Genomic DNA, 21,580 nt, shown 5'->3' on the forward strand with positions numbered 1-21,580 from the left:
CCCGCCCACGATTGCGCCGTCATTCCGCTTCTTGAGGACCGCTGGACGCTCTGTCCAGCCCGGTTAGCCGGGCCAGAACGGCGAAGCCGTCGTCGGTGCCGGGCCAGTGCCTGCGTACGGCGGGCAGCCCGGCGCGGCGTACGACAGAGCGCAGGACGGCGGTGACGATGATGGCGTCGTCGGCGTAGCCGAGCAGGGGGATGAAGTCGGGCACCAGGTCGATGGGAAGGGCCAGGTACGCCAGCAGCAGCGCCAGCCGGACCCGTACCCCGCGCGGCAGATCGGGATCGGCCGCCAGTCGGCGCACCAGGCGCAGCACATCCGGCAGCAGCCGCAACGCCTCACGCAACAGGCCGCCACGGGGCCGGACGATCGCCAGCGTGCCGATCAGCACCACCCAGGCCACCAGCAGCGCCACCACGATCCCGATCAACAGGTCCCAGAACCACGAGCCGGTCATGACTCATCACCCTCACGCACATCTGACGGTCCGACGCCGATCGGTGCCTCGGCCGCCAGCGCCGCCTGCTCGAAGGCGGCCAGGTCGGCGGACGCCTCCTCGACCGCCGCCCGAGCCGCCGCGCCGGTCGGGGCGGCGAAGTAGTCCCGCGCGTCGATCTTGGCCATCCAGGAGCGGAACCGTTCCAGATCCGCCTCCGACTCCTCGACCTCGGCGTAGGTGGCCCTGCCCCGCTCCCGCTCCGTGGCCAGCTCGTCGCGGAAGGCGGGCAGGCGCTCCAGCACCTCGGCGTACTCGGCGTCGCGGGCGGCGTTGAACTCGCCGATGACCTGCCGCTCCTCCGCCGCGTCGGTCAGGGTCAGGCGCAACATGCGGCCCGTGCCGCCCTGCTGGCGCACCCGATCCAGCAACCGCCGCACCTGCCGCAACGTCTGCTCCCGCTCGGGCAGCAGACATACCGACTGCTGCAGATACAACGCACCCAGCGAACGCAGCTTGCGCCACACCTGCACACGAAGCGTCGGCGCGGCCCCGGCGGTGGACACGCTGACCAGCAACCATCCCGCCTCGTCCGTATGATCCGTCACGCCGCCATGTTACATCCGTAACAAATGGCAGCAAGAGGTGTACATCGCATCGGATGCACGCCGACGTCGCCCGGCACGGCACGATCAACCGCCCCACCTGACGACGGCCGGTGTGCCGCGCCGTCGCCGGGTCGGCAGTGGGCGAGTGAGCTGTCGTGATCGAACTTTATTCGGGCCGGGCGCATCGAATCCCGCATAGTCACTGACAAACGGGGATGATGCATGGCGACGAAACTGCTGGATGGGGATCCGCAGCGGCTGGGGCAGTACTGGCTGGCGGGGCGGCTGGGCGCGGGCGGCCAGGGGGTCGTCTATGAGGCCTACACGGAGGACGCCCGCCGCGTCGCGATCAAGGTCCTGCACAGCGACCAGGCCGCCCAGCTGGGCAGGGAGATGACGGCCGCGCAGCGGGTGGCCTCGTTCTGCACCGCGCGCGTGCTCGACGCCCAGTTGGAGGGGACTCGCCCGTACATCGTCAGTGAGTACGTCGAAGGGCCGAGCCTGCGTCAGGTCGTCCTCGACGGCCGCCGGTTCGTGGGCGGGGACCTGCACCGGCTGGCCACCGCCATCGCCACCGCCCTGACCGCCGTCCATGAGGCGGGCGTGATCCACCGTGATCTGAAGCCGGACAACGTGCTGCTCGGGCCGGACGGCCCGCGAGTGATCGACTTCGGCATCTCCCGGACGATGGAGATGTCGCTCACCGAGACCGGCCTGGTCTCGGGAACGCCCACGTACATGGCCCCGGAGGTGTTCACCGGGCACCGGGCGGGGGCGCCGGCGGACGTGTTCGCCTGGGCCGGCATCATGATGTTCGCCGCCACCGGCGAGGACCCGTTCCAGGCCGAGAGCCTGGGTGGGGTCATGCACCGCGTGTTGTCCGCCAGCCCGGATCTCAGCGTGCTGCCGGAGTCGCTGCACCCGCTGGTGGCCGCCGCCCTGGCCAAGGATCCGCTGGACCGTCCGACCTCCCGGGAGCTGCTGCTCGGCCTGGTCAGCGGCGGCGGGCAGCTGGATGTCGCCGGGCTGCTCGCCGTGGGCGGCCGCGAGGCCACCCGGATCGCGGTGACGGCCGACGACCCCGCACTGGGCGCGCTGGCGGAGGAGGCGTACGCGATGCTCGGGCCGGCCGAGCGCGAGATGGTGGCCGAGGTCTTCCTGCGGCTGGTCACCGTGGACGAGCATGGGGAGCTGACCGGACGGCGGGCGGCCCGGGCCGAGCTCCTCCAGGGGAGAGGGCAGCACGAGACGGCGGCGATCAACCGGATTCTGGAGGTGTTCACGTACCTCCTGGCCACGGGTGGCGAGGAGATCTGGCTGGCGCGGCCGGCCCTGCCGCACGCCTGGCCCAGGTACAGGCACTGGATCGGCAACAACCGCGACGGGCTGGCGGTCCACCGGGAGATCCTCACGGCGGCGCGCCGGTGGGACGGGGCCGGCCGGCGGGACGGCGACCTGTTCCGCGGCAGCAGCCTGGACGACGCCCTGCAGTGGGCGGCCAACTCTCGGCGCGACATCACGCTGGCCCCGGTGGAGCGAGGTTTCCTCCAGGCGAGTGCGGACCTGTCCAGACGCGGCGCCAAGCGGGCCCGGCTGGTGTCGCTGGCCCTGGGCGGGCTGCTGGTGATCTCGCTGGTGGCCGGCGGGCTGGCCGTCCAGCAGGGCTTGGTCGCCGATCGGCGCGCCGAGGAGGTCACCGCGTCGCTCGGCAGGTCGGAGGCGACCCGGCTGGCCGGGCTCGTGCAACAGGTACGCGTCACGGATCCGATGCTGGCGATGCGGCTGAGCGTGGCGGCGTGGAGCCTGGACCGCACGCCGCTCACCAGGGCAGGGCTGATGACGGCGCTCGCGCAGCGCGAGTCGGCGACGTTCACGGATCGGGTGAGCGCCGGCGACACGGTCCGGGCCCTCGGTGCCGACGGGCGCGCCTTGGCCGACGTCAGCCAGGACACCGCCCAGGTGTGGGACGTGCGCACCGGGAAGCGGATCGGTGGGATCAACCGGCTGGGGCTGGCCGGAGACCAGGTGACCGCGGTGGCCCTGGCCCCTTCGGGCCGTACGCTCGTCGTCCTGACGGACAAGCGGATCCGGGCCTGGGAGCTGTCCGGCGGAACGGCCATCGGGACCTGGGTCTTCGATCGCCCGCTCGACCTCGTGAACGGCTGGGCGGAGATCGTCCGCGCGGACGACCGGACGGTGGTGATCCGTGATCCCGACAAGTACCAGCAGTGGAATCCGCGGACCGGCGAGCGCACGCGGCCTTCCAGAGTCGCCGCGACGGCGAGCGCGGACGGCAGGTGGCAGGCGACGCCGCGGGCGAAGTCGGTGCGCCTGACCGACGTCGAGGACAGGTCCGTCGTGGACATCGGCGTCAAGGACGGCGCCGGCACACAGGGGACCTGGAACCGCGGCGCGGTGACGGTCAGCGGGGACGGGAAGCTGCTCGCCTCGATCACCGGCAAGGAGGTCCAGTTCTGGCGGATGGCCGATGCCCAGCTGCTCACCGCGGTGCCGCTGCTGGGCAACACGGACACTGACGGCGAGCAGCCCCAGGGCGCCTTCGACGGCCGGACATTCCGCTACCTCGTCGAGGACCGGGTCTTCTCCGTCGACGTCTCCGACCTCTCCGTCACCCCGGCGGACTCTTCGACCAATTTCGGCAGGCTGAGCCCGGACGGGCAGCTTTCGGTGACCCAGACCGGCGACCGGACCCAGCTACGCGACGTGCGCAGCAACAAAGCGGTGGGCGCCCTGCCCGCCATGGAGGAGGCGTACTTCAGCAAGGACGGCAGGCTGCTGGCCGCGGTGGACCAGGGCACGGTGAAGATCGTGGACGTCGCCACGCGAGCCGCCCTGGGCCAGATCGACCCGGGAGATCTGGAGCCCCACGTGGTGGGCTTCAGCCCGGACGGCACCCGCCTCGCGCTCGTCCTGCGCAGCCCGGACGACGGCCGCGCCGTGCTCAAGTACGCCGCCCAGGTATGGGACTGGAAGGCCAAGCGGAAGCTCTGGAACACGACGCTCCCGGAGACGAACGACGTGGCCTTCTCCCCCGATGGCAGGCGGCTGGCTCTCGCCGGTGCCGGCCAGCGCCTGCTCGACGCCGCCACCGGACGGCCGGTGACCGGGCCCTTCAGCGTCAGCGGAAAGGACACCGTCGGCCGCCGGATCTTCTTCCTCCACAAGGGCGACGGCGTGGTGGTCCTGGACTCCCGAGGCCGCCTGACACTGTGGGACACCGCCGGCAAGCGCCTCGGGCCGGTCGTCCGCGACAAGTCCGGCGATCTGTCGATCGCCGCCTACTCCCCGCGTGACGACGTCGTCGCGGTCGGCGCGACGGACGGCAGGGTGCGGTTGTTCGATCCGGTCACGGGAACGAGCCTCGGTAGGCTGCGTGACTTCGGGGGAGGTCGGGATTCGGAGATGGGGCAGCTCCAGTCGATCGCCTTCACGGCTGACGGGGCCGGCGTCGTCACCCTCGATCTCAACGGGGTGGCGCGGACGCACGTCGTCGAGCCCGCCGGTGTCATCCGGGCGATCTGCCGGCGGGCGGGCGGCTCCCTCACCACCGCTGAATGGAGGGCCTACGTCCCGGACCTTCCGTACCGCGACAGCTGCTCTTGAGCGCGGGAGCCCCAGTCCGCGAGTTCGGTGAGCAGGAGTGCCTCGGCGAGGCAGGCGCGTTCGAAGTCGGCCAGGTGCAGGTTCTCGTCGGTGCTGTGGGCGCGGGCGGCTGGATCGCCTCCGGGGCTCGTGATGAGGACGGCGGCTTTCGGGTACGCGGCGGCGAATTCCGCGACGAAGGGGATGGCGCCGCCGCCTCCGAGATCGACCACGTCGGCGTCGAAGGCCCGCTGATAGGCGCGGCGTGCCGCGTCGAAGGCCGGACCCCGGGTGTCGACCGCGTACGGCTGCGCGATCTCCGCCTCGGTGACCTCGACCTGCGCGCCCCAGGGCGCGTGGTCGCGGAGGTGCCTGGCCAGTGCGGCGCGGGCCCGTACCGCGTCGTCGCCCGGCGCGATGCGCAGGCTCACCTTGGCTCGGGCGGATGCGGTGAGGGCGTTGGCGGCTCCGGATACGGCGGGCGCGTCGATGGCCAGGACGGTCGCCGCGGGTCCGGTCCAGACCCGTTCGGGGATGCCGCCCGAGCCGAGCAGCCTGACGCCGTCGAGCACGCCTGCCTCGGCCCGGAATCGTTCCGCGGGGTAGCCCGTCCGCGGCGGGCGGCCGGAGACCAGGCCGTCCACCACGACGTGGCCGTCCTCGTCGTGGAGGGTGGCGAGCAGGCGGCACAGCGTGGTGAGCGCGTCGGGAGCGGCTCCGCCGTACGTGCCGGAATGCACGCTCTCGGCCAGCGTCCGAACCTCGACGACGCAGTTGGCCATGCCGCGCAACGTGGTGGTGAACGAAGGGAGGCCGACGTCGATGTTCTCCGAGTCCGCGAGCACGATCACGTCGGCGGCGAGCCTGTCACGGTGCCGGTCGAGGAAGGCGCCGAGCGTCGGGGAGCCGATCTCCTCCTCTCCTTCGACGAGGACGACGACCCCGACCGGCGGACGCCCGCCGTGCGCGCGCAACGCGGCCAGGTGGGTGGCGATTCCCGCCTTGTCGTCGGCGGATCCGCGGCCGTACAGGCGCCCGCCGCTTTCGCGCGGCTCGAACGGCCTGCTCGACCACAGGGCCGGGTCGCCGGCGGGCTGCACGTCGTAGTGGGCGTACAGCAGCACGGTGGGACGGCCGGGTGGTGCGGGGCAACGGGCGAGGACCACCGGCCGGCCGCCGGGGACGTCGTCCAGGATCTCCACCTCCTGCGCGGCGCCGGTCCGGAAGAGCTGTGCCGTCAGCTCCGCGCAGCGGCGCACGTCCTCGGCCGCGGCCGGGTCGGCGCTCACCGAGGGGATGCGGATGAGGGCTTCGAGGTCGGCCCGTACGCCCGGCAGCGCCTTCTGCACGGCGCGCCGCAGGTCATCGCTCATTGATGAGTTTCCTTTCCGATCGGGTGTCGAGCCAGGAGGGAAGAACGGCGAGAGCCAGCACCGCGGCGATCAGCGCGAACCCCGCCGGATATCCCGCGGGCCCGGCCACGAGTCCGAACCCGACGGCGCCGATCCCCATCCCGCCGTCGTAGGCGAGGTTCCACAGCGCGCTCACCCGGCCGAACGCGGAGGAGGAGGACCGCGCGAGCATCAGCACCAGGGTGACGTTCTGGGCGGCGCCGAAACCGGCGCCGAAGAGCGCCGCCCCCGCGATCACCGCGTAGGGGTTGTCGAGCCAGACGATCCCGGCCATCCCGATGACCGCGGCGAACACGGCCGGCATCAGCAGGACGGACTGGCCGTGGCGGTCGCCGTATCTGCCGGCCGCCCACCGTGCGAGCGGCATCGCGCAGGAGTGTGCGAGCAGCGCCGTCGCGGCCGTCCCCGCTGAGCCGGCGGGGACGGCCAGCGGCAGGAACGTCAGCAACACGCCGGCCGCCAGCGTGATCGTCGCGAAGACGATGACGGGCCGGGCGAGACCGGCGTGGCGCAGAGCGCGAAGGACTCCTCCCTGCTGCTCGACCGGCGCCGCCCTCGCCGGCAGCCGGGGAATCCCGATGAGCGCGAGCAGTGCCAGCCCCGTCCCCGCGAGGAAGACCGTTCCGTAGCCGATGAGCGGAACCAGCCACAAGCCGGTCGGCAGCCCCAGGATCGCGGGGATCCCGACGGCCACGCCGTACGCGCCCAGCGCCTCGCCCCGGCGTTCGGGCGGGGCCAGCTCGGCCACAATGGCGGGGCCCACCACGACCACGATGGCCAGGCCGGCCCCGCGCGCCAGGCTCGTGGCCAGCACCATCGGCAACGCGGAGGACAGGACCAGCAGGGCCGGGGGAACGCCGAGGAGGAGGACGCCCAGCGCCATGCCGACGCGGTAGCCGTACCGGGCCAGCAACGCCGGCATGGCCAGTTCCATGAGCACCGTCGCCAGCATGGTGACGCCGGTGGACAACCCGGCGCCCATATCCCCCGAACCACCTGACGCCGTGTACAGCGGAACGATCGGAACAAGCAGGTAGAAGCTCGTCATCGCAGCGACCGAGGTCATCCCCAGGACGACCATCGGACGGCTGAGCAGCGGTTGCGCACCGGTCTGGATCACCGGGCCAGCCTCGCCAGAACGGCCGCCGGACACATCGGGCGAATGCCCTATCCGCCATCCCTAGGTTTCATCCCGATCTGAGAGCCTGTGTCCCATGGTCTTCGTAGGCAGGGACGCGGAGCTGACCGCTCTGGGCGAGGCCTACGCGCATGCCCGGGAAGGCTCTCCCGCCACCGTGCTGCTCGGCGGCGAAGCCGGGGTGGGCAAGACCCGGCTGATCGCCGAGTTCACGGCGACGCTGGCAGGAGAGGCGTGGCTGCTGTCGGGAGACTGCCCCCAGGTGGGCGAGAACGGCCTGGCGTTCGCGCCGTTCACCGCCATGCTGCGCCGCCTGCTGCGCGAGATCGGCCCGGACGGCTTCCTCCGCCTCCTGCCCCGTGGCGAGCCCGGTGAGCTCGGCAGGCTGCTGCCGCTCCTGGGCCGCCCCGCAGGCGACGGCGATCCCGCCCTGACGCAGGCACGGCTCTTCGAAGAGTTCCTCACCCTGTTCGAGAGCCTCGCCGAGGACCGGCCCTTGATGATCGTCGCTGAGGACGCGCACTGGAGCGATCGCTCAAGCCGGGAGCTGCTCGACTTCCTCATCAGGAACCAGCAGGCGGCCGCGGCGTTCCTCCTGGTCGTGACCTACCGGAGCGACCACCTGCACCGGACGCATCCGCTCCGCCCCGTGCTGGCCGAATGGGATCGCCGGCCGTGGACGACCCGGATGGAGCTCGGCCGGCTCAGCAGGGGCGAGGTGGTCCGGCAGCTTCGCGGCCTGCTCGGCCGCGAGCCGGCCCCCGCGGTCATCGAGGACGTCGTCCGGCGCAGCGAGGGCAACCCGCTGTTCGTCGAGGCGCTGTCGGCCCGGGCGGGCGCGCCGGTGCCCGCGTCCATTCGCGACCTGCTGATCACCCCGCTCGACCGGCTGCCGCGGGAAACCCGCCGGGTGGTCCACGCCGCGGCCGTCGGCGGCGCCCGGGTCGGCCACGCGCTGCTGCGCACCGTCACGGGGCTGGACGACGCCGGCCTCACCGACGCGCTGCGCCCCGCGGTGAGCGCGAACCTCCTGCTGATCGAGGAGGAGGCGTACGCGTTCCGTCACACGCTGATCCAGGAGGTGCTCTACGAGGACGTGCTTCCCGGGGAACGCGGGCACCTTCACGTACGCTATGCCGAAGCCCTGGAGACGGACCCGGAGCTCGCCCCGCTGGGCCGGGCGGCGTACGAGTCCGCCCTGCACTGGCACGCCGCCAAGCGCCATCCGGCCAGGACACTGGCGGCCGCCCGCCGCGCCGCCGCCGAGGCCGCGGCGTCCCTGGCGCACGCGGAACACCTGCACATGCTGCTTCGCGTGCTGGAGCTGTGGGATCAGGCGCCCGATCCGGCCACCTCGAAGGCCGGCGTGCTCGACGAAGCGATACGCGCCGCCATCGCCGCGGGCGAGAACTCGACCGCGGTCCAGCTGGTCGAGACAGCGCTCCCGGCCGAGGTCGAGCCCGCGCGTGCCGGCTGGCTGATCGCCCACCGCGGCGAACTGCGCCACCTCCTCGGCCTGCCGGGCGACCTGGACGACCTACGCGAAGCCGCCCGGCTCACACCGGACGAGCATCCGGCACGCGCGACCGTACTCAATCTGCTCGCCAATCGCCTCCTCACGGTCCCGCTGGAAGAGGAAGGCCGCGTCGCCGCCCGCGAGGCGCTGGAAGCGGCGCAGGCCGCGGGCGATGCCAGGGCTGAGGTCATGGCCACCGTCAACCTGACGTACGCGCGGGCACGCGCGGGCGACCTCGACGCCCAGCTGCCTCACCTGATCACCGCCCAGGCGACGGCCCGCCGCATCGGTGACGAGGGCGCGCTTTTGCACGCTTATCGCTGTGAGGCCGACGTCCTGCAGGGCGCCGGCAGGTACGCCGAAGCGGCCGAGGCGGCCCGCCGGGGACTCGCCGCCGCCACGCGGGCGGGGCTCGCCCGCACCGCGGGCCCGACCCACGCGGGCAACCTCGCGGAGGCGCTGATCGCGCTGGGCCGGTGGGACGAAGCCGCCGAGATCGTCGAACACGCCCTGCGGATCACCCCGACACCCAGCCTTCGCGCGTACCTGATGGTGCTGACCGGCACGATCGCGCTGGCCAGAGGCGACCTCGCAGGCGCCGAGCACGCCGCGACCCACGCCCGCGAGGTCTTCACCAGAGGCACGTCCTATGCCCAGGACCACCTCCTGCTGGTGCGCCTGGAAGTGGATCTGCGCAGAGCGCAGGGGCGCACGGCCGACGCCGCGCGACTCGTGGAGGAGGCGCTGAGCAGCGGAAGAACGAGCCCGCGCTACCTGTGGCCGGTGATCGAGGCGGGCGCGTCCCTGCCCGTACCCGGCCTGGCCGAGGCCGCGGCCGCGTTGCCGGTGATCGGGCCCGTCCAGGAGGCCCACCGCCTCGCCCGCACCGCCGCGACCGGACAGCCGGACCTTTGGGCCCGCGTCGCGGCCGCGTGGAGAGATCTTCGCCAGCCGTACCCCCAGGCTCTGGCCCTGCTGCGGGCCGCGGAACACGCCGCGGAGACGGGAGACCGCTCCGCTGCCTCCTCCCATCTCACCGACGCCTCCCGTGAGGCGGGCCGCCTGCGGGCGGAGCCCCTGCGTGCCCGGATCGAACGGCTGGCGCGCCTGGCCCGGATCCCCCTCGCCGTGCAGGTCGGGACCGGGCCGGCCGAGGAGCGCGAGTTCGGCCTCACGCCGCGCGAGCGGGACGTGCTGCGCCTGGTCGCCGACGGCCGTACCAATCGGCAGATCGCCGAGGAGCTGTTCATCTCGGTCAAGACGGCGGGCGCGCACGTGAGCAACATCCTCGCCAAGCTCGGCGTACGCAGCCGCGTCCAAGCCGCCACGGCCGCCCACCGGCACGAGTTGATCTAGTTCTTCTGAAGGCGTAGGCGATCAGGTCCCGGGCAGGTCTCGGGCGGCCGTGGCGCTGTGACGCTGGTAGTGGCGGGCAGCCCGGGCGCGGTTGCCGCAGGACGGCTTGCACCACTCTGCCCCCACCTCCCCCGCGCACGGAACAGCCGAAACGGACCGGCTCCGTCTACACCCAAGCCCTGCTCGCGAACGTACTCAACCCAAAGGCCGCCTCCATCTACCTGACCCTGGTCCCGCAGTTCATCCAGTCCGGCCGTCCCCTCGGCGGGCAGATCCTCACCCTGGCCACCGCCCACGCCCTGCTGATGGCGGTGTGGCTGCTGACCTGGACGACCCTCATCCACCAAGGGGCGCACCTCGTGCGCAAGGCCCGCTTCAAGCGGGCGCTCGGCAAGGTGACAGCCGTGGTGCTCGTCGTCCTCGGCGTCCGGGCCGCCGCGACGTAGGCGCCGCCTTCCGGATCGCCGCGCTTATTGCACCAATCGGTTCAGTGTCGTAAAGTAAACCATATGGTTCAGCAAGAGGTCCTCGATCGCACGTTCGCCGCCCTCGCGGACGGGACCCGGCGGCAGATACTCATCCGGCTCGGCCAGGGTCCCGCCACGATCGGCGAGCTGGCCGAACCCTTCGGCATGTCGCTCACCGGCATGAAGAAGCACGTGCACGTCCTGGAGAACGCCGGACTGGTCACGACGGAGAAGGTCGGCCGATCGCGGCAGTGCCGGCTGGGAGCCGAGCGCCTGGAGGACGCCATGTCGTGGATCACGTTCTACCAGCGCCTGTGGGAGCGCCGGCTCGACGGCCTCGACGCCTACTTCACCCTCAAGAACGCCCCTGAGGCGAACACCGGGAAGGACACCGAGCGATGACGCGGAACGACACCGAGGCCATCCAGTTGCGCACGACCCGCGTGCTGCCCGCGACCCCCGAGGAGGTCTTCGACGCCTACACCGACGCCGAGAAGCAGAAGATCTGGTTCAGCATCCTCGACGAGGAGCCCGGCATCGTCGAGATCGAGGTCGACCTGCGCGTCGGGGGCCGGCAGACCGCGGTCTGGGGACCGGACGCCGACAACCTGTTCCGTGAGACGCAGACCTTCCTGGAGATCGACCGCCCGCACCGCCTGCTCACCGAGTCCACCGGCAGCACTCCCGACGGCATGACCATGACCACCACTGTCGAGGTCACCTTCGAGGAGCACGAGGGCGGCACACTGTTCACGGTCGTGCAGAGCGGCTTCCCGGCGCCCGAGATCCGCGACTTCTTCGTCAAGGGGGTCTGGGTGGGAGCGCTCGACCGGATCGAGGCGTACCTGCGCCGCGCGGGACAGCCGTCCTGACGCAGAACGCGGAGACGACCCTGACGGCAGGCGCCTGAGCCATGCGTGACGGGCTCGACCGGGACCGGGCCGCAGGGTTCAGGAACGGGGGCGGTGTTCGTCGAGGGCTGTGGTGAGCAGTGCATGGGCTGACCACCGCATGGTGTCCGCCGCCTGCTGCCGGGTGAGCCCGGCGATGTCGGTGAGCCAGATGAGCGATTCGATGCCGGTGGCCGAGCGGATGGTCACGGCCAGCCGGCGGATGTCCAGGCCGGGGTGGGTGTCGCGGAGCGGGGCCAGGGCGTCTTCGATCCAGCCGATGGCCCGCCCACCGCGCAGTGCCGGCTGGCCGGTCTCGGGTTGCAGGGACAGGCGCAGCGAGGCGCGCAATTGCGGCTCCCAGTCGAGGGTGAGCTGCGTGAAAGCGGTCATCACCAGGTCCAGCCGGGCCGCGGGGTCGGCAGGCGGGTCTGGGGGCAGCAGGGATGCCTGCTCGATCTGGGGGTGGGCGGCGGCCAGCAGGGCGTGCTGGTTGGGGAAGTACCGGTAGGCGGTGGTGCGGGAGATCCCGGCCGCGGCGGCGGCGTCTTCGACGGTGGGGTCGGCGCCTTCGGCCAGCAGGTGGCGGGCGGCCTCGACCAGGGATCGGCGGGTGCGGGCTTTCTGCTGTCGGCGGCCGGTCAGCTCATATGGTACTGACATGACCATCATGGTACCGTCGTCCCATGTAGCCGTTGATGAGCCGAAGCCTCTGCGAGGTGTTCATGAGCGCCGATCCCGCGGTGACGAACCCGGATCTGTACACGGTGGTCTTCGAGAACGAGCGGGTCAGGGTGCTCCGCTACCGGGACCGGCCAGGGGACGCGACCTCCCTGCACGGACATCCCGACAGCGTGATGGTCACCTTGTCGTCCTTCACCCGCCGCCTCACCTCGGGCGGGCATCAGGTCGAGCTCGCGCTGGAGGCGGAGCAGGTGCGGTGGCTGAGCGCGCAAGAGCACGCCGGGCAGAACATCGGCGAGACCGAAACGTACGCGATCTTCGTCGAGCTCAAGGAAGCGGCGAGCACGGTCCCGGCCAGGACGGCGCTCGGCCCTGAGACGTGAGGCGGGGCCAGGAGCCGGGCAGAACACGTGGTCGGCCGGGCCCCGTACCCCACCGACCAGCGCCTGGATCATCCTCTGAGCCGTGGCACCGCCGCCAGCAGCGCGCGCGTGTAGTCATGCGCCGGCTCGCCGACGACCTGCTCGGCGGGCCCGTGCTCGACGATCCGGCCGTGGTGCATGACGGCTATCGTGTCGGCGACGTACCGGACGACGGCCAGGTTGTGCGAGATGAACAACATCGACAGTCCGAGTTCGTCGCGCAGCCCGCGGACCAGGTTGAGCACGGCCCCCTGGACCGACACGTCGAGCGAGCCCGTGATCTCGTCGGCGACCAGCAGGGCGGGGTCGCCGCCCAGGGCGCGGGCGATCGCCACCCGCTGCCGCTGACCGCCCGACAGCTCGCGCGGGTAACGTCCGGCCAGCTCGGCGGGCAGTTGGACGAGACCGAGCAGCCGCGGCACCTCCGTGGCACGGCGGCGCTTCTCGATGCCCTCCCCGACCGTCTCGCCGATCGTCATGCGCGGGTCCAGCGACGCGTACGGATCCTGGAACACCATCTGGATCCGCGGCGCTCCCTCGATCCCGCCCGTGTAGGGCACGAGCCCGCTCACGGCCCTGGCCAGCGACGACTTGCCCGATCCCGACTCGCCGACGAGGCCCACGACGTGGCCGTCGGGGATCTCCAGGGTGACGTCGTCGACCGCGGTGAAGCCGCCGTAGCGCACGGTCAGCCCTTCGATCCTCACGAGGTGACCTCCCAGCAGGCGACCCGCTGCCGCGGGCCATGGACCACGAGTTCGGGACGTTCCGTCCGGCATTGTTCGGTGGCGAGCGAGCACCGGTCGGCGAACGCGCAGCCCGCGCCGACCTGCGCCGGGGCCGGCTGGGTGCCGGGGATGCCGGCCAACGGGCGGCTCCGGTCGGTGTCGAGGTCGGGCAGGGACGCGATGAGCGCCTTGGTGTAGGGGTGCGCGGCACCGTCGGCGAGCCGGTCGGCGGACAGTTCCTCGACCACCCGGCCCGCGTACATGACGACGACGCGGTCGCACAGCTCGCCGACGACGGCGATGTCGTGGGAGATGAACAGCAGGGCCGCGCCCGTCTCCTCGACGACCTCGCGCAGCAGCCGCAGGATCTGCCGCTGCACGGTCACGTCGAGGGCGGTCGTGGGCTCGTCGGCGATGATCAGGCGTGGCGTGCCCATGAGGCCCATGGCGATGACCGCACGCTGGCGCATGCCGCCGGACAGCTCGTGCGGATGCTGGACGGCGTGCTTGGCGGGGTCGGGCAGCTGGACGTGGCGCAGCCGGTCGACGGCGCGGCGGCGGGCGTCCGCGCGGCTCGCGCCCTGGTGGACGACGGCCACCTCGGCGAGCTGGCCGCCGACCTTCAGCGCGGGGTTGAGCGAGGCCATCGGGTCCTGGAACACCATGGCGAGCGCGGTGCCCAGTTCCTTGCCGGACATGGTGGCGACGTCGGCACCGCCGAGGAACAGCCGGCCGTACGTCACTGATCCGGGATAGGGAACGAGGCCGCCGATGGCGGCGGCGGTCAGGCTCTTGCCGCTGCCGGACTCTCCCACCAGGCCGACGATCTCCCCCGGCGTCACGGTCAGAGACAGCTCGCGTACGGGGTTCGAACCGCCCGGGAACGAGACGGTCAGGTCGCGGACCTCGAGGACGGCGTCCAGGTCCGGCGGCCCGGCCGGTTCCGGGAGCTCAGGGCGGACGCTGTCGCGCTGCCCGGCCGGGGATCGGGCGGCGGCCCTGGCCAGGGTGTCGCCCAGCAGGTTGAAGCCGATGCCGGCCAGCGCGACGGCCGCCGCTGGACCGACCGCGACCACGGGCGTGACGTAGATCCGCGCGAACCCGTCGAACAGCAGGCGCCCCCAGTCGAAGTCCGGTGGCTGCACGCCGAGGCCGAGGAACGACATGCCGGCCAGGCCGAGCAGCGCGCCGCCGAGCGACTGGGCGAGGTTGAGGATGAGCGGTTCGGCGATGTTGGGCAGAATGTGCCGGGCGAGGATGCGGCGGCGGGGCACGCCGAGCATGCGGGCCGCGGCCACGTAGTCGGCGCCGGAGACCGAGGCGGCCAGGGTCTGGGTGAGCCGCGCGAAGCCGGGCGCGATGGCCACGCCGATCCCGAGCACCGCACCACGCGCGCCGAGCCCGCTGACCACCGCCGTGAACATGGCCAGCAGCAGGCCGGGGAAGGCCACCAGCGCGTTGACCGTGCCGGTGACCATCCGGGCGGCCCGGCGGGGCAGCACGGACGGGAGCGCGCCGAGCAGGATGCCACCGACGGCGCCGATGAGCGTGGCCGCCAGCGCCAGGGCCAGCGAGTAACGGCCCGCCACCAGGACCCGGGCGAGCAGGTCGCGGCCCAGGTTGTCGGTGCCGAGCGGGTGTTCGGCGGAGGCGCCCTGGAGGATGGCGCCGGCGTCGATGCGTTCGGCGGCCTCGCCCCAGATGATGGGCCCGGCCACGGCCAGCACCGCCATGAGCAGCACCAGCACGCCGCCGATCAGCGCCGGGGCGCTGCGCCACAGGCCACCCCGGGACCTCGGCCCCTTCTTCGCGTGGCCGTCCACGGCCCGGGGGCCGTCCGGTGCCGTCCTGGCCCACATCAGGCCGAGACCTCCTTGATCTCCGAGGTGGGATCGAGCGCGCCGAGCACCAGGTCCACGACGAGGTTCACGACCAGCACGATGGCGCCGTACACGAGGATCACGGCCTGCGCGACCGGGTAGTCCTTCTGCGTGATCGACTCGACGATCTTCAGGCCGAGTCCGGGCCAGGCGAAGACGTACTCGACCAGGACGCTGCCCGCGATCAGCGAGGTCAGCAGCAGGCCGCCCACGGTCAGGGTGGCCGTGAGCGTGTTGGGCAGCACGTGCCGCAGGTGGAGCCGGGCCGCGGGCAGCCGCTTGGCGCGGGCCAGGCGCACGTAGTCGGTGCCCAGCTCTCGCAGGGTCTCGACGCGGGTGATCCGGGCGATCATGGCGATCGGCCCGGCCGACAGGGCTGCGACGGGCAGCACGTACGTGAGCGGCCCGGCCTTGCCCGCGGGCGGAAACCAGCCGAGGCCGACGGCCAGCGCGGCCACCAGCGCGATCGAGTACAGGAACTCGGGCACGGCCACCGCGGTGCCGGTGACCGTGCCGAAGGCCAGGTCGGTGCCGCGGTTGCGGCCGTTCTCGGTGCGTACGGCGGCCCACATCCCGAGCGGCACCGCCACGATCAGCGCCACGGCGGTGGCCAGGAGGGCCAGAGTCAGGGTGTTCGGCAGGCGGGCCGCGATGACGTCGCCCACCGCCTCCCCCGTCAGGAAGGACGTGCCGAAGTCACCGGTCAGGACGTGGCCGACGTACGTGAAGAACTGCTCAGGCAGGGGGCGGTCGAGACCGAGCGCGGCCGTACGGGCCTCTATCAGCTCGATCGGGGCGGCCGGCCCGAGCGAGGCGCGCACCGGGTCGCCCGGGATGAGGTGGATCATCGCGAACGGCGCCACCAGCAGCACCGCCAGCGACACGGCGAACCGCACGATCCGGCGCACGGCCGTACGCAGCGTCCTGCGCACGGTCATGCTTCCCGCCTTGCTGCCCGGGCGCCGCGTGGTCCGGGGGGCGCTCACTAGTCTCCTTGCATGAGGCGGATCGAGGTGGGCACCAGGCTCCCGGCCGTGGTGCGGAACGTGGCGCCCTTGCCGGCCAGCAGCGCCGTGCTGTCCACCACGGGCACCAGGTCGGCGCTTTCGAACAGGGCCGACTCCGACTCCAGCCACATCGGGCAGGCCTCGGCGGCGGGGAGCTTGCTCGCCTTGGAGACGAGCTCCTCGTAGCGCTTGTTGGCCAGGTGGGCGAAGTTGGCGCCCTTGGGGGCGGGCGGCCCCGACAGGAAGCCGACGAGCTGGCTGGGCAGGGTGACGCCGATCGGCAGCCACACGACGTCCCAGTCCTGGGTGGCGTTGAGCGACTCCGACAGCTTGGTGTCGATCACGCCGTTCAGCTTCACCTCGACGCCGAGCTTCTTCCACGCCGCCGCCATGTACTCGGCGGCGGCCTGGAAGCCGGGGCCGCGGGTGGTGGCGTACATGTAGCGCAGGCTGAGCCGCTTGCCGTCCTTGGCCCTGAAACCGTCGGCGCCGAGCTTCCACCCGGCCGCGTCGAGCGCGGCCGCGGCGGCCGCGGCGTCGTAGCCGGGCACGTGACCGGCTACGGAGTCGCCCGGGCAGGGACGGGGCGCCAGGACCAGGCCGGTGGCCGGCTTGCCGGTGCCGCCGGAGGCGATGCCGGCCAGCTCCTGGAGGTTGAGCGCCCGCGTGAGGGCCTTGCGGACCTCCGGGTCGCGGGCCGGCCGGTCTTCGCCCTGGTGAAAGAAGAACTGGCCGTTGCCAGCCGTGATCGACTGTTTGGTCACGCCCGGGGACGCCTCGACGCGGGACCGGTCGGCACCGTTGAAGAGGGCGCCGTTGAGGGAGCCGGCGATGAGCAGGTTGGCGGAGGTCTGCTCGTTCGGCACGACCTTCATCACGAGCGTCTCCGGCAGGTCCTTGGCGGTGGCGCCGGCGGGACCCCAGGCGTAGTCGCGGCGGACCTTGAACGTGTAGTGGTCGCTGGGGACGGCCTCGGTGAGCTGGTAAGGCCCGCTGCCGGAGGTGGCCCGCGCGATCGAGGCACGGTCCTTCACCCCTTTGCCGCAGACGATGAACATCGTCCGCGTGCTCTCCAGGATGAAGCTGAACGGCCCGGGCATGGACAGGGTCACGGTGCCGGCGGCGTCGTCGGCTTTCGCCTTCATGCCCACGGGCACCAGCACGCCGTAGATCGGCGACTTGGCGGCGGGGTCGGCGATGTGATTGACGTTTTCGGCCACGTTCGAGGGGGTCACCGGGGAGCCGTCCGAGCAGGTGACCCCCTTCCGCAGGGTGAAGGTGACCGACTCGGGCTTGACGTCCCACTTCTCGGCCAGCTCGGGGATGATCTTCCCTGATTCGTCGACGGAGACGAGCGTGTCGTAAGCCAGAGCGAGCACGTTGTTGGTGACTGTCAGCACGCCCGTGGCCGGGTCGAGGACGCCGGGATCGGCCGGGATCGCGAACGTGAAGGTGCCGCCGGTGGCCGGCTTGCCCTGCTCGGGACCGCTCGTCGTGCCTCCGCACGCGGCCGTGAGCAGGGCGAGCCCGGCGAGGGCCGCGACTGCTGGTTTTGTCATGAGGACTCCAGACGAGCACGGGGGGTGTGCACAACCTTCCTGCCTGCGCAGATCCGGTTCTATGTGCCTGCACACGAAAAAGCCGGGAAGGCTCGTGCTAGCGACCGAAGATCCGCATCTGCAGCATCGCGGTGAGCCGGGCGTCGGGGTCGGACAGGTCGAGGCCGCTGATCTCGACCAGGCGCTTGAGCCGGTAGCGGAAGGTGTTGGCGTGCACGTGCACCTGGGCACTGGCCGCGTTGACGTCGCCGAACGCGTCGAGGTAGGCCCGCAGGGTGGGGGCCAGCTCGGTGCCGTGCTCGGCGTCGTGATCGAGCAACCGCCGGTAGGGACCGGTGGGCGTCTGCTCCTCGGCCGCGGCCACGTCGGCGACCTGCAGCAGCAGCGACTCGAAGTGCACGGTCGCGTAGCCGGCGACCTGGCCGGTGGTGCCGCGGGCGCCCAGCACGCGCAGCGCCCGGTCGGCGTCCGCGCGCGACCTGGCCACCTGGGAAAGGTTGGCGGCCAGGCGTCCCACGCCGATGTTGGCGGCATGGCGGGGCCCGACCCTGGCCAGGAAGCTCTCCGCCACGCGTACGGCCCGCGCCTCCTCGTCTCCCATCGAGTGCAGCGGCAGCACGGCATACGCGACGGAGCCGACGAGCGCGGCGGCGGCCTTGGGGTGGATGGCGGCGACGTGGAGCGCCAGCGCGTCGCAGCACCGCTGCCGATCGCTCTCGCCGCGGGCGGGATCGGCGGCGTCGTCCGGGACGAGCTGGGCGGCCAGCACGCAGAGCCGGGCGGTGGCGATGCCGAGCCGCCCTGCCGCCTCGGGCGCGTCGCCGCCGCCGGCCAGCACGGTGGACAGCAGGTCGGCGCGCAGGCGCCGCTGGGTGTCGGCCCCGGCCCGCTCGCGCAGCAACTGCAGGGCGACGATCTTGGCGGCGTCGGCGAGCGCGCGTTGCCGCTGCTCGCTGAGCGGCTCGCGCACGGCCACCCAGATCGAGCCGAGGATCTCGTCGCCGCTCCGCACGGCCACGGCGGCCCGGTTGATCACACCCTCGTCCTCGAGCTCCATGTAGACGGGCGCGCGGCTCTGGTAGAGCTGTTTGAAGAAGCCGCGCTCGTCGAGCATCCGCAGGTAGCGCTCGGGCACCTGACGGCCGAGGACGGTCTCCACGCGGCCCGGGTCGGCCTCGTCCTGCCGGCCGGAGAAGGCGAGCACCCGGGACGACCTGTCCTCGATGGTGACGGGCGCGTCGAGCAGCGCGCAGACGGCGTTGGCCAGCGAGAACAGGTCTCCCTGCGGCCCTTGCTCGGGCTCGGCCAGGTCGGCCTCGGCCAGCAGGGAACGCAGCAGCGCGGCGACCTGCGCCCAGGAGGCGGCCCGGGTGAGGCCGAGCACGGCGACGCCGGTCTCCAGCACGGTGGCGCGGACCTGCTCGTCGACGTCCACGGGCAGCTTCACGACGACGCCCGCGGCGGCGGGCGCGCGTTCGAGGAGTGAGCAGATCTCCGCGGCGCCCCGCACGCCGACCGCGAGCAGGATCCCACCCGGGGGGACGATCAGCTCGTCGAGCGGATCGAAGATGTGCACGCCGGTGACCTCGGCGTCGAGGTCACCGGGTGAGGCCGCCACGTCGAGGACGGTGGTGCCGAGGTCCTGCAGGATCCGTCCCAGACTGGCACGGGGACGGTTCCTCACACGGTCACGATAGTCCACGAAAACCGACATCAGCGGAGCCGGTCGACGGCCAGGCGGGCGGCACGGCCGATGGCGGCGTCCGCGGCGGGCAGGCGGGACCGGATGACGTCACTTCGTACGAACACGGCGACGGCGTACCGCTTGCCGTCGGGGTACTCGACGACGCCCGACTCGTTGCGGATCCCCCACAGGGTGCCTGTCTTGCCCGACACCTTCACCTCGTCGGGGAAGCCCGCGGCCAGCCGGTGCGGCCAGATCTGCTCGCCCATGACCTTCCGCACCTCGGCGCACGCCTCGGGAGGGCCGGCCTGATCGCGCCAGATGAGGCCCAGCAGCGTGGTGATCTCGCGCGGGGTGCCGGCGGTCGTGCGGGCCGGGTCGCGTACGGCCATGGCCCGCAGCTCGTCCTCGGTGGCGGCGTCCCAGTCCGCACCGATGTCCTCGGTGACCTGCCGGAAAAGCTCCGCGCACCCGCCTATGAGCCGCGTGCGGCTCAACCCGAGCGTGGCGAGGGTGCCGTTGACCCGGTCGAGCCCGACGCGGCGGAGCAGCACGTCGGTCGCCGCGTTGTCGGACATCGTGATCATGAAGTGGGCCAGGTCGCGCAGGGTGAGCGACACGTCGTCGAGGCAGCCGGAGGTGCCGATGCCGCCGTCCTTGTCGGCCGCGGTGACGGTGAGCCGCTCGCCGCGGGCGATCTCGCCCGCGGCGGCCTGCCGGGCGTACTCCAGCGCGATCGCGATCTTGAAGACCGAGGCGAGCACGACGGGTTCGTCTGGGTCCAGCCCGATCTCGGCGTCGCCGTCCACCTCTCGGGCGTGCAGGAAGCCCCGCACGCCCGCTTCGTCGAACACCTCCCGCAGGTCAGGCACGAGCCACCGCACGGCCGTTGTGCAGGTAGGCGGCCGTCCCGTCCCGCATCACGAACGTGACCACGTCGTGCCGGCCACCCTCGGCCTCGACGGCGATGAACGACTCGCCGTGAAGGTGCACGTACCGGGTGGTCGTGCGGGTGGAGCCCATGCTCTCCATGAGCGGGCCGGGGATGAGCGTGACGTCCAGGCCGTCTCCGGCGGCGGCGACCTCGTAGCCGAGCTGCGGGCCGGTGTAGCGGCCCGCGTACGGGGCGCCGTCCACGGGCTCCGGCGCCTGCGGCGGCAGCGGCCGTGCGGGCATCGTCAGGCCGGTCGCCTCCTCGATGACCGGCCGCGCCACGTCGTCCATGAGACCGAAGAACGAGCCGCCGTTCCCGCTCATCGCGATCACGAAGCCCGACTCGGGAACGACGCGCCAGAACGTGCTCTGCCCGGGTGTGCCACCGTCGTGGCCGAACGCGCCCCAGCCGAACAGCTCCACTCCGAGACCCCAGCGGTCGGCCAGCGCGCCGCCCACCCCGGGCACGTGGATCTGCGGCGTGAGCATCGCGGCCACCGACGCCTCCGACAGCAGCCGGGTGCCGTTCGGCGCCAGGCCGCCGGCCGCCAGCGCCCGGCCGAACACGACCAGCTCGCGCGGCGCCAGGCACATGGTGGAGCCGGCCGGAGCGTTGGAGCGGGGCATCTGCCAGCGGGGGTAGACGGCGGCGTCCGGCCCGACGTGCCCCGCCGACGCGCGGAAGAGCACGGCCTCCTCACCGAACAGCGCCGCGTGCGTGGCGCCCAAGGGGGTGAGCAGGCGCTCGCGCATCGCCTGCTCCCAGGTGCCGCCGCGCAGCCTGGCCACCAGCGCGCCGAGCACGCAGTAGCCGGCGTTGCAGTAGGAGAACAGCTCGCCCGGCTCGTGCACGTGCCCCGCGGTGCGCAGGTGCTCGAGGAACGTGTCCAGGCAGTCGTCGCCGCGCCCGGTGTCCTCGAACACGTCGCCGTCGAAGCCGGCCGTGTGCATGAGCAACTGCCGGACGGTGACGCCGCCGAACGCGAAGTCCGGCAGGTGCTCCCCCACCGGTTGGTCGAGCTCGACCAGGCCGTCCTCCACGAGCTGCATGACCAGCGCCGCCGTCCACACCTTCGTGGTGGAGCCGACCTGGAACACGCTGTCCTTCGTGGTCTCCACGCCGGTGGCCGTGTTGACCACGCCCGTGGCGGCCTCGTGCAGCTCGCCGTCGTGCCACACCGCGACGGCCGCGCCGGGCACGCCATGCTCGCGTGCCGCCTCGGCGAGGCGATCCCGCAGGTCCATGTCCTTCTC

General features: G+C 72.4%; 19 protein-coding genes. 6 read left to right on the plus strand and 13 right to left on the minus strand.

Annotated features, from left to right (window positions below; translation table 11 throughout):
- Window positions 1-19: 19 nt before the first annotated feature.
- Both ACWDRB_RS57080 and ACWDRB_RS57085 read right to left on the minus strand, forming a co-directional pair.
- Entirely contained in the window at window positions 20-460 is a 441-nt protein-coding gene (locus ACWDRB_RS57080; protein WP_449909529.1) for a YkvA family protein, read from the minus strand.
- The gene (locus ACWDRB_RS57085; RefSeq protein ID WP_449909531.1) at window positions 457-1,047 is read right to left on the minus strand and encodes a Chromate resistance protein ChrB; all 591 of its coding nucleotides are present in this window, start codon (window positions 1,045-1,047) and stop codon (window positions 457-459) included. Before ACWDRB_RS57085 ends, ACWDRB_RS57080 begins: the two co-directional genes overlap by 4 nt.
- A gap of 222 nt (window positions 1,048-1,269) precedes the next feature.
- Here ACWDRB_RS57085 and ACWDRB_RS57090 point away from each other — a divergent pair, with 222 nt between their 5' ends.
- Entirely contained in the window at window positions 1,270-4,671 is a 3,402-nt protein-coding gene (locus tag ACWDRB_RS57090) for a protein kinase domain-containing protein (RefSeq protein WP_449909533.1), read from the plus strand.
- On the opposite strand, the gene ACWDRB_RS57095 is transcribed toward ACWDRB_RS57090, so the two are convergent.
- Window positions 4,632-6,023, minus strand: a complete 1,392-nt coding sequence (locus ACWDRB_RS57095; RefSeq protein ID WP_449909536.1) for a M20/M25/M40 family metallo-hydrolase — start codon at window positions 6,021-6,023, stop codon at window positions 4,632-4,634. The two genes, ACWDRB_RS57090 and ACWDRB_RS57095, sit on opposite strands and share 40 nt — an antisense overlap.
- The gene (locus tag ACWDRB_RS57100; RefSeq protein WP_449909539.1) at window positions 6,013-7,182 is read right to left on the minus strand and encodes an MFS transporter; all 1,170 of its coding nucleotides are present in this window, start codon (window positions 7,180-7,182) and stop codon (window positions 6,013-6,015) included. The genes ACWDRB_RS57095 and ACWDRB_RS57100 overlap by 11 nt, the downstream gene beginning before the upstream one ends.
- Window positions 7,183-7,276: 94 nt before the next feature.
- On the opposite strand from ACWDRB_RS57100, the gene ACWDRB_RS57105 reads away from it, so the two are divergent.
- A complete protein-coding gene (locus ACWDRB_RS57105) occupies window positions 7,277-10,072 on the plus strand; it encodes a helix-turn-helix transcriptional regulator (protein ID WP_449909542.1) in 2,796 nt (931 codons plus the stop codon).
- Window positions 10,073-10,093: 21 nt separating this feature from the next.
- Here the strand turns inward: ACWDRB_RS57105 and ACWDRB_RS57110 are convergent, their stop codons facing one another.
- Window positions 10,094-10,198 (minus strand): CGNR zinc finger domain-containing protein, encoded by a 105-nt coding sequence (locus ACWDRB_RS57110; protein ID WP_449909545.1) that lies wholly within the window; start codon window positions 10,196-10,198, stop codon window positions 10,094-10,096.
- Here ACWDRB_RS57110 and ACWDRB_RS57115 point away from each other — a divergent pair.
- The 3 genes from ACWDRB_RS57115 to ACWDRB_RS57125 all read left to right on the plus strand — a co-directional run bounded on the left by ACWDRB_RS57115 (window position 10,189) and on the right by ACWDRB_RS57125 (window position 11,411).
- Window positions 10,189-10,518 (plus strand): LysE family translocator, encoded by a 330-nt coding sequence (locus ACWDRB_RS57115; RefSeq protein WP_449909598.1) that lies wholly within the window; start codon window positions 10,189-10,191, stop codon window positions 10,516-10,518. The genes ACWDRB_RS57110 and ACWDRB_RS57115 overlap by 10 nt on opposite strands.
- 63 nt (window positions 10,519-10,581) lie before the next feature.
- Window positions 10,582-10,941 (plus strand): ArsR/SmtB family transcription factor, encoded by a 360-nt coding sequence (locus ACWDRB_RS57120; protein ID WP_363985325.1) that lies wholly within the window; start codon window positions 10,582-10,584, stop codon window positions 10,939-10,941.
- Complete coding sequence (locus ACWDRB_RS57125) at window positions 10,938-11,411, plus strand: SRPBCC family protein (protein ID WP_449909549.1); 474 nt, start codon at window positions 10,938-10,940, stop codon at window positions 11,409-11,411. Before ACWDRB_RS57120 ends, ACWDRB_RS57125 begins: the two co-directional genes overlap by 4 nt.
- A 78-nt stretch (window positions 11,412-11,489) precedes the next feature.
- Here ACWDRB_RS57125 and ACWDRB_RS57130 read toward each other — a convergent pair whose 3' ends face one another.
- Window positions 11,490-12,092, minus strand: a complete 603-nt coding sequence (locus ACWDRB_RS57130) for a TetR/AcrR family transcriptional regulator (protein ID WP_350742119.1) — start codon at window positions 12,090-12,092, stop codon at window positions 11,490-11,492.
- A gap of 35 nt (window positions 12,093-12,127) precedes the next feature.
- Between ACWDRB_RS57130 and ACWDRB_RS57135 the strand changes: the two genes are divergently transcribed.
- Window positions 12,128-12,496: a hypothetical protein gene (locus ACWDRB_RS57135; protein WP_449909552.1), complete on the plus strand. Its 369-nt coding sequence runs from the start codon at window positions 12,128-12,130 to the stop codon at window positions 12,494-12,496.
- A 68-nt stretch (window positions 12,497-12,564) separates the two neighbouring features.
- Here ACWDRB_RS57135 and ACWDRB_RS57140 read toward each other — a convergent pair whose 3' ends face one another.
- The 7 genes from ACWDRB_RS57140 to ACWDRB_RS57170 form a co-directional block, all read right to left on the minus strand.
- Window positions 12,565-13,242: an ABC transporter ATP-binding protein gene (locus tag ACWDRB_RS57140; RefSeq protein ID WP_355211588.1), complete on the minus strand. Its 678-nt coding sequence runs from the start codon at window positions 13,240-13,242 to the stop codon at window positions 12,565-12,567.
- Window positions 13,239-15,122 carry a dipeptide/oligopeptide/nickel ABC transporter permease/ATP-binding protein gene (locus tag ACWDRB_RS57145; protein WP_449909556.1) on the minus strand — a complete coding sequence of 628 codons (1,884 nt, stop codon included), beginning with the start codon at window positions 15,120-15,122 and terminating at the stop codon, window positions 13,239-13,241. Before ACWDRB_RS57145 ends, ACWDRB_RS57140 begins: the two co-directional genes overlap by 4 nt.
- Complete coding sequence (locus ACWDRB_RS57150; protein ID WP_449909559.1) at window positions 15,122-16,081, minus strand: ABC transporter permease; 960 nt, start codon at window positions 16,079-16,081, stop codon at window positions 15,122-15,124. The genes ACWDRB_RS57145 and ACWDRB_RS57150 overlap by 1 nt, the downstream gene beginning before the upstream one ends.
- 47 nt (window positions 16,082-16,128) lie before the next feature.
- Window positions 16,129-17,709: an ABC transporter substrate-binding protein gene (locus ACWDRB_RS57155; protein ID WP_449909562.1), complete on the minus strand. Its 1,581-nt coding sequence runs from the start codon at window positions 17,707-17,709 to the stop codon at window positions 16,129-16,131.
- Window positions 17,710-17,806: 97 nt separating this feature from the next.
- Window positions 17,807-19,393: a PucR family transcriptional regulator gene (locus ACWDRB_RS57160; RefSeq protein WP_449909565.1), complete on the minus strand. Its 1,587-nt coding sequence runs from the start codon at window positions 19,391-19,393 to the stop codon at window positions 17,807-17,809.
- Window positions 19,394-19,422: 29 nt separating this feature from the next.
- The gene (locus tag ACWDRB_RS57165; RefSeq protein ID WP_449909568.1) at window positions 19,423-20,265 is read right to left on the minus strand and encodes a serine hydrolase; all 843 of its coding nucleotides are present in this window, start codon (window positions 20,263-20,265) and stop codon (window positions 19,423-19,425) included.
- Window positions 20,258-21,571, minus strand: coding sequence for a serine hydrolase domain-containing protein (locus ACWDRB_RS57170; protein ID WP_449909571.1), 1,314 nt, complete (start codon window positions 21,569-21,571; stop codon window positions 20,258-20,260). Before ACWDRB_RS57170 ends, ACWDRB_RS57165 begins: the two co-directional genes overlap by 8 nt.
- Window positions 21,572-21,580: the final 9 nt, after the last annotated feature.

It is taken from the genome of Nonomuraea sp. NPDC003707, from assembly GCF_053587055.1.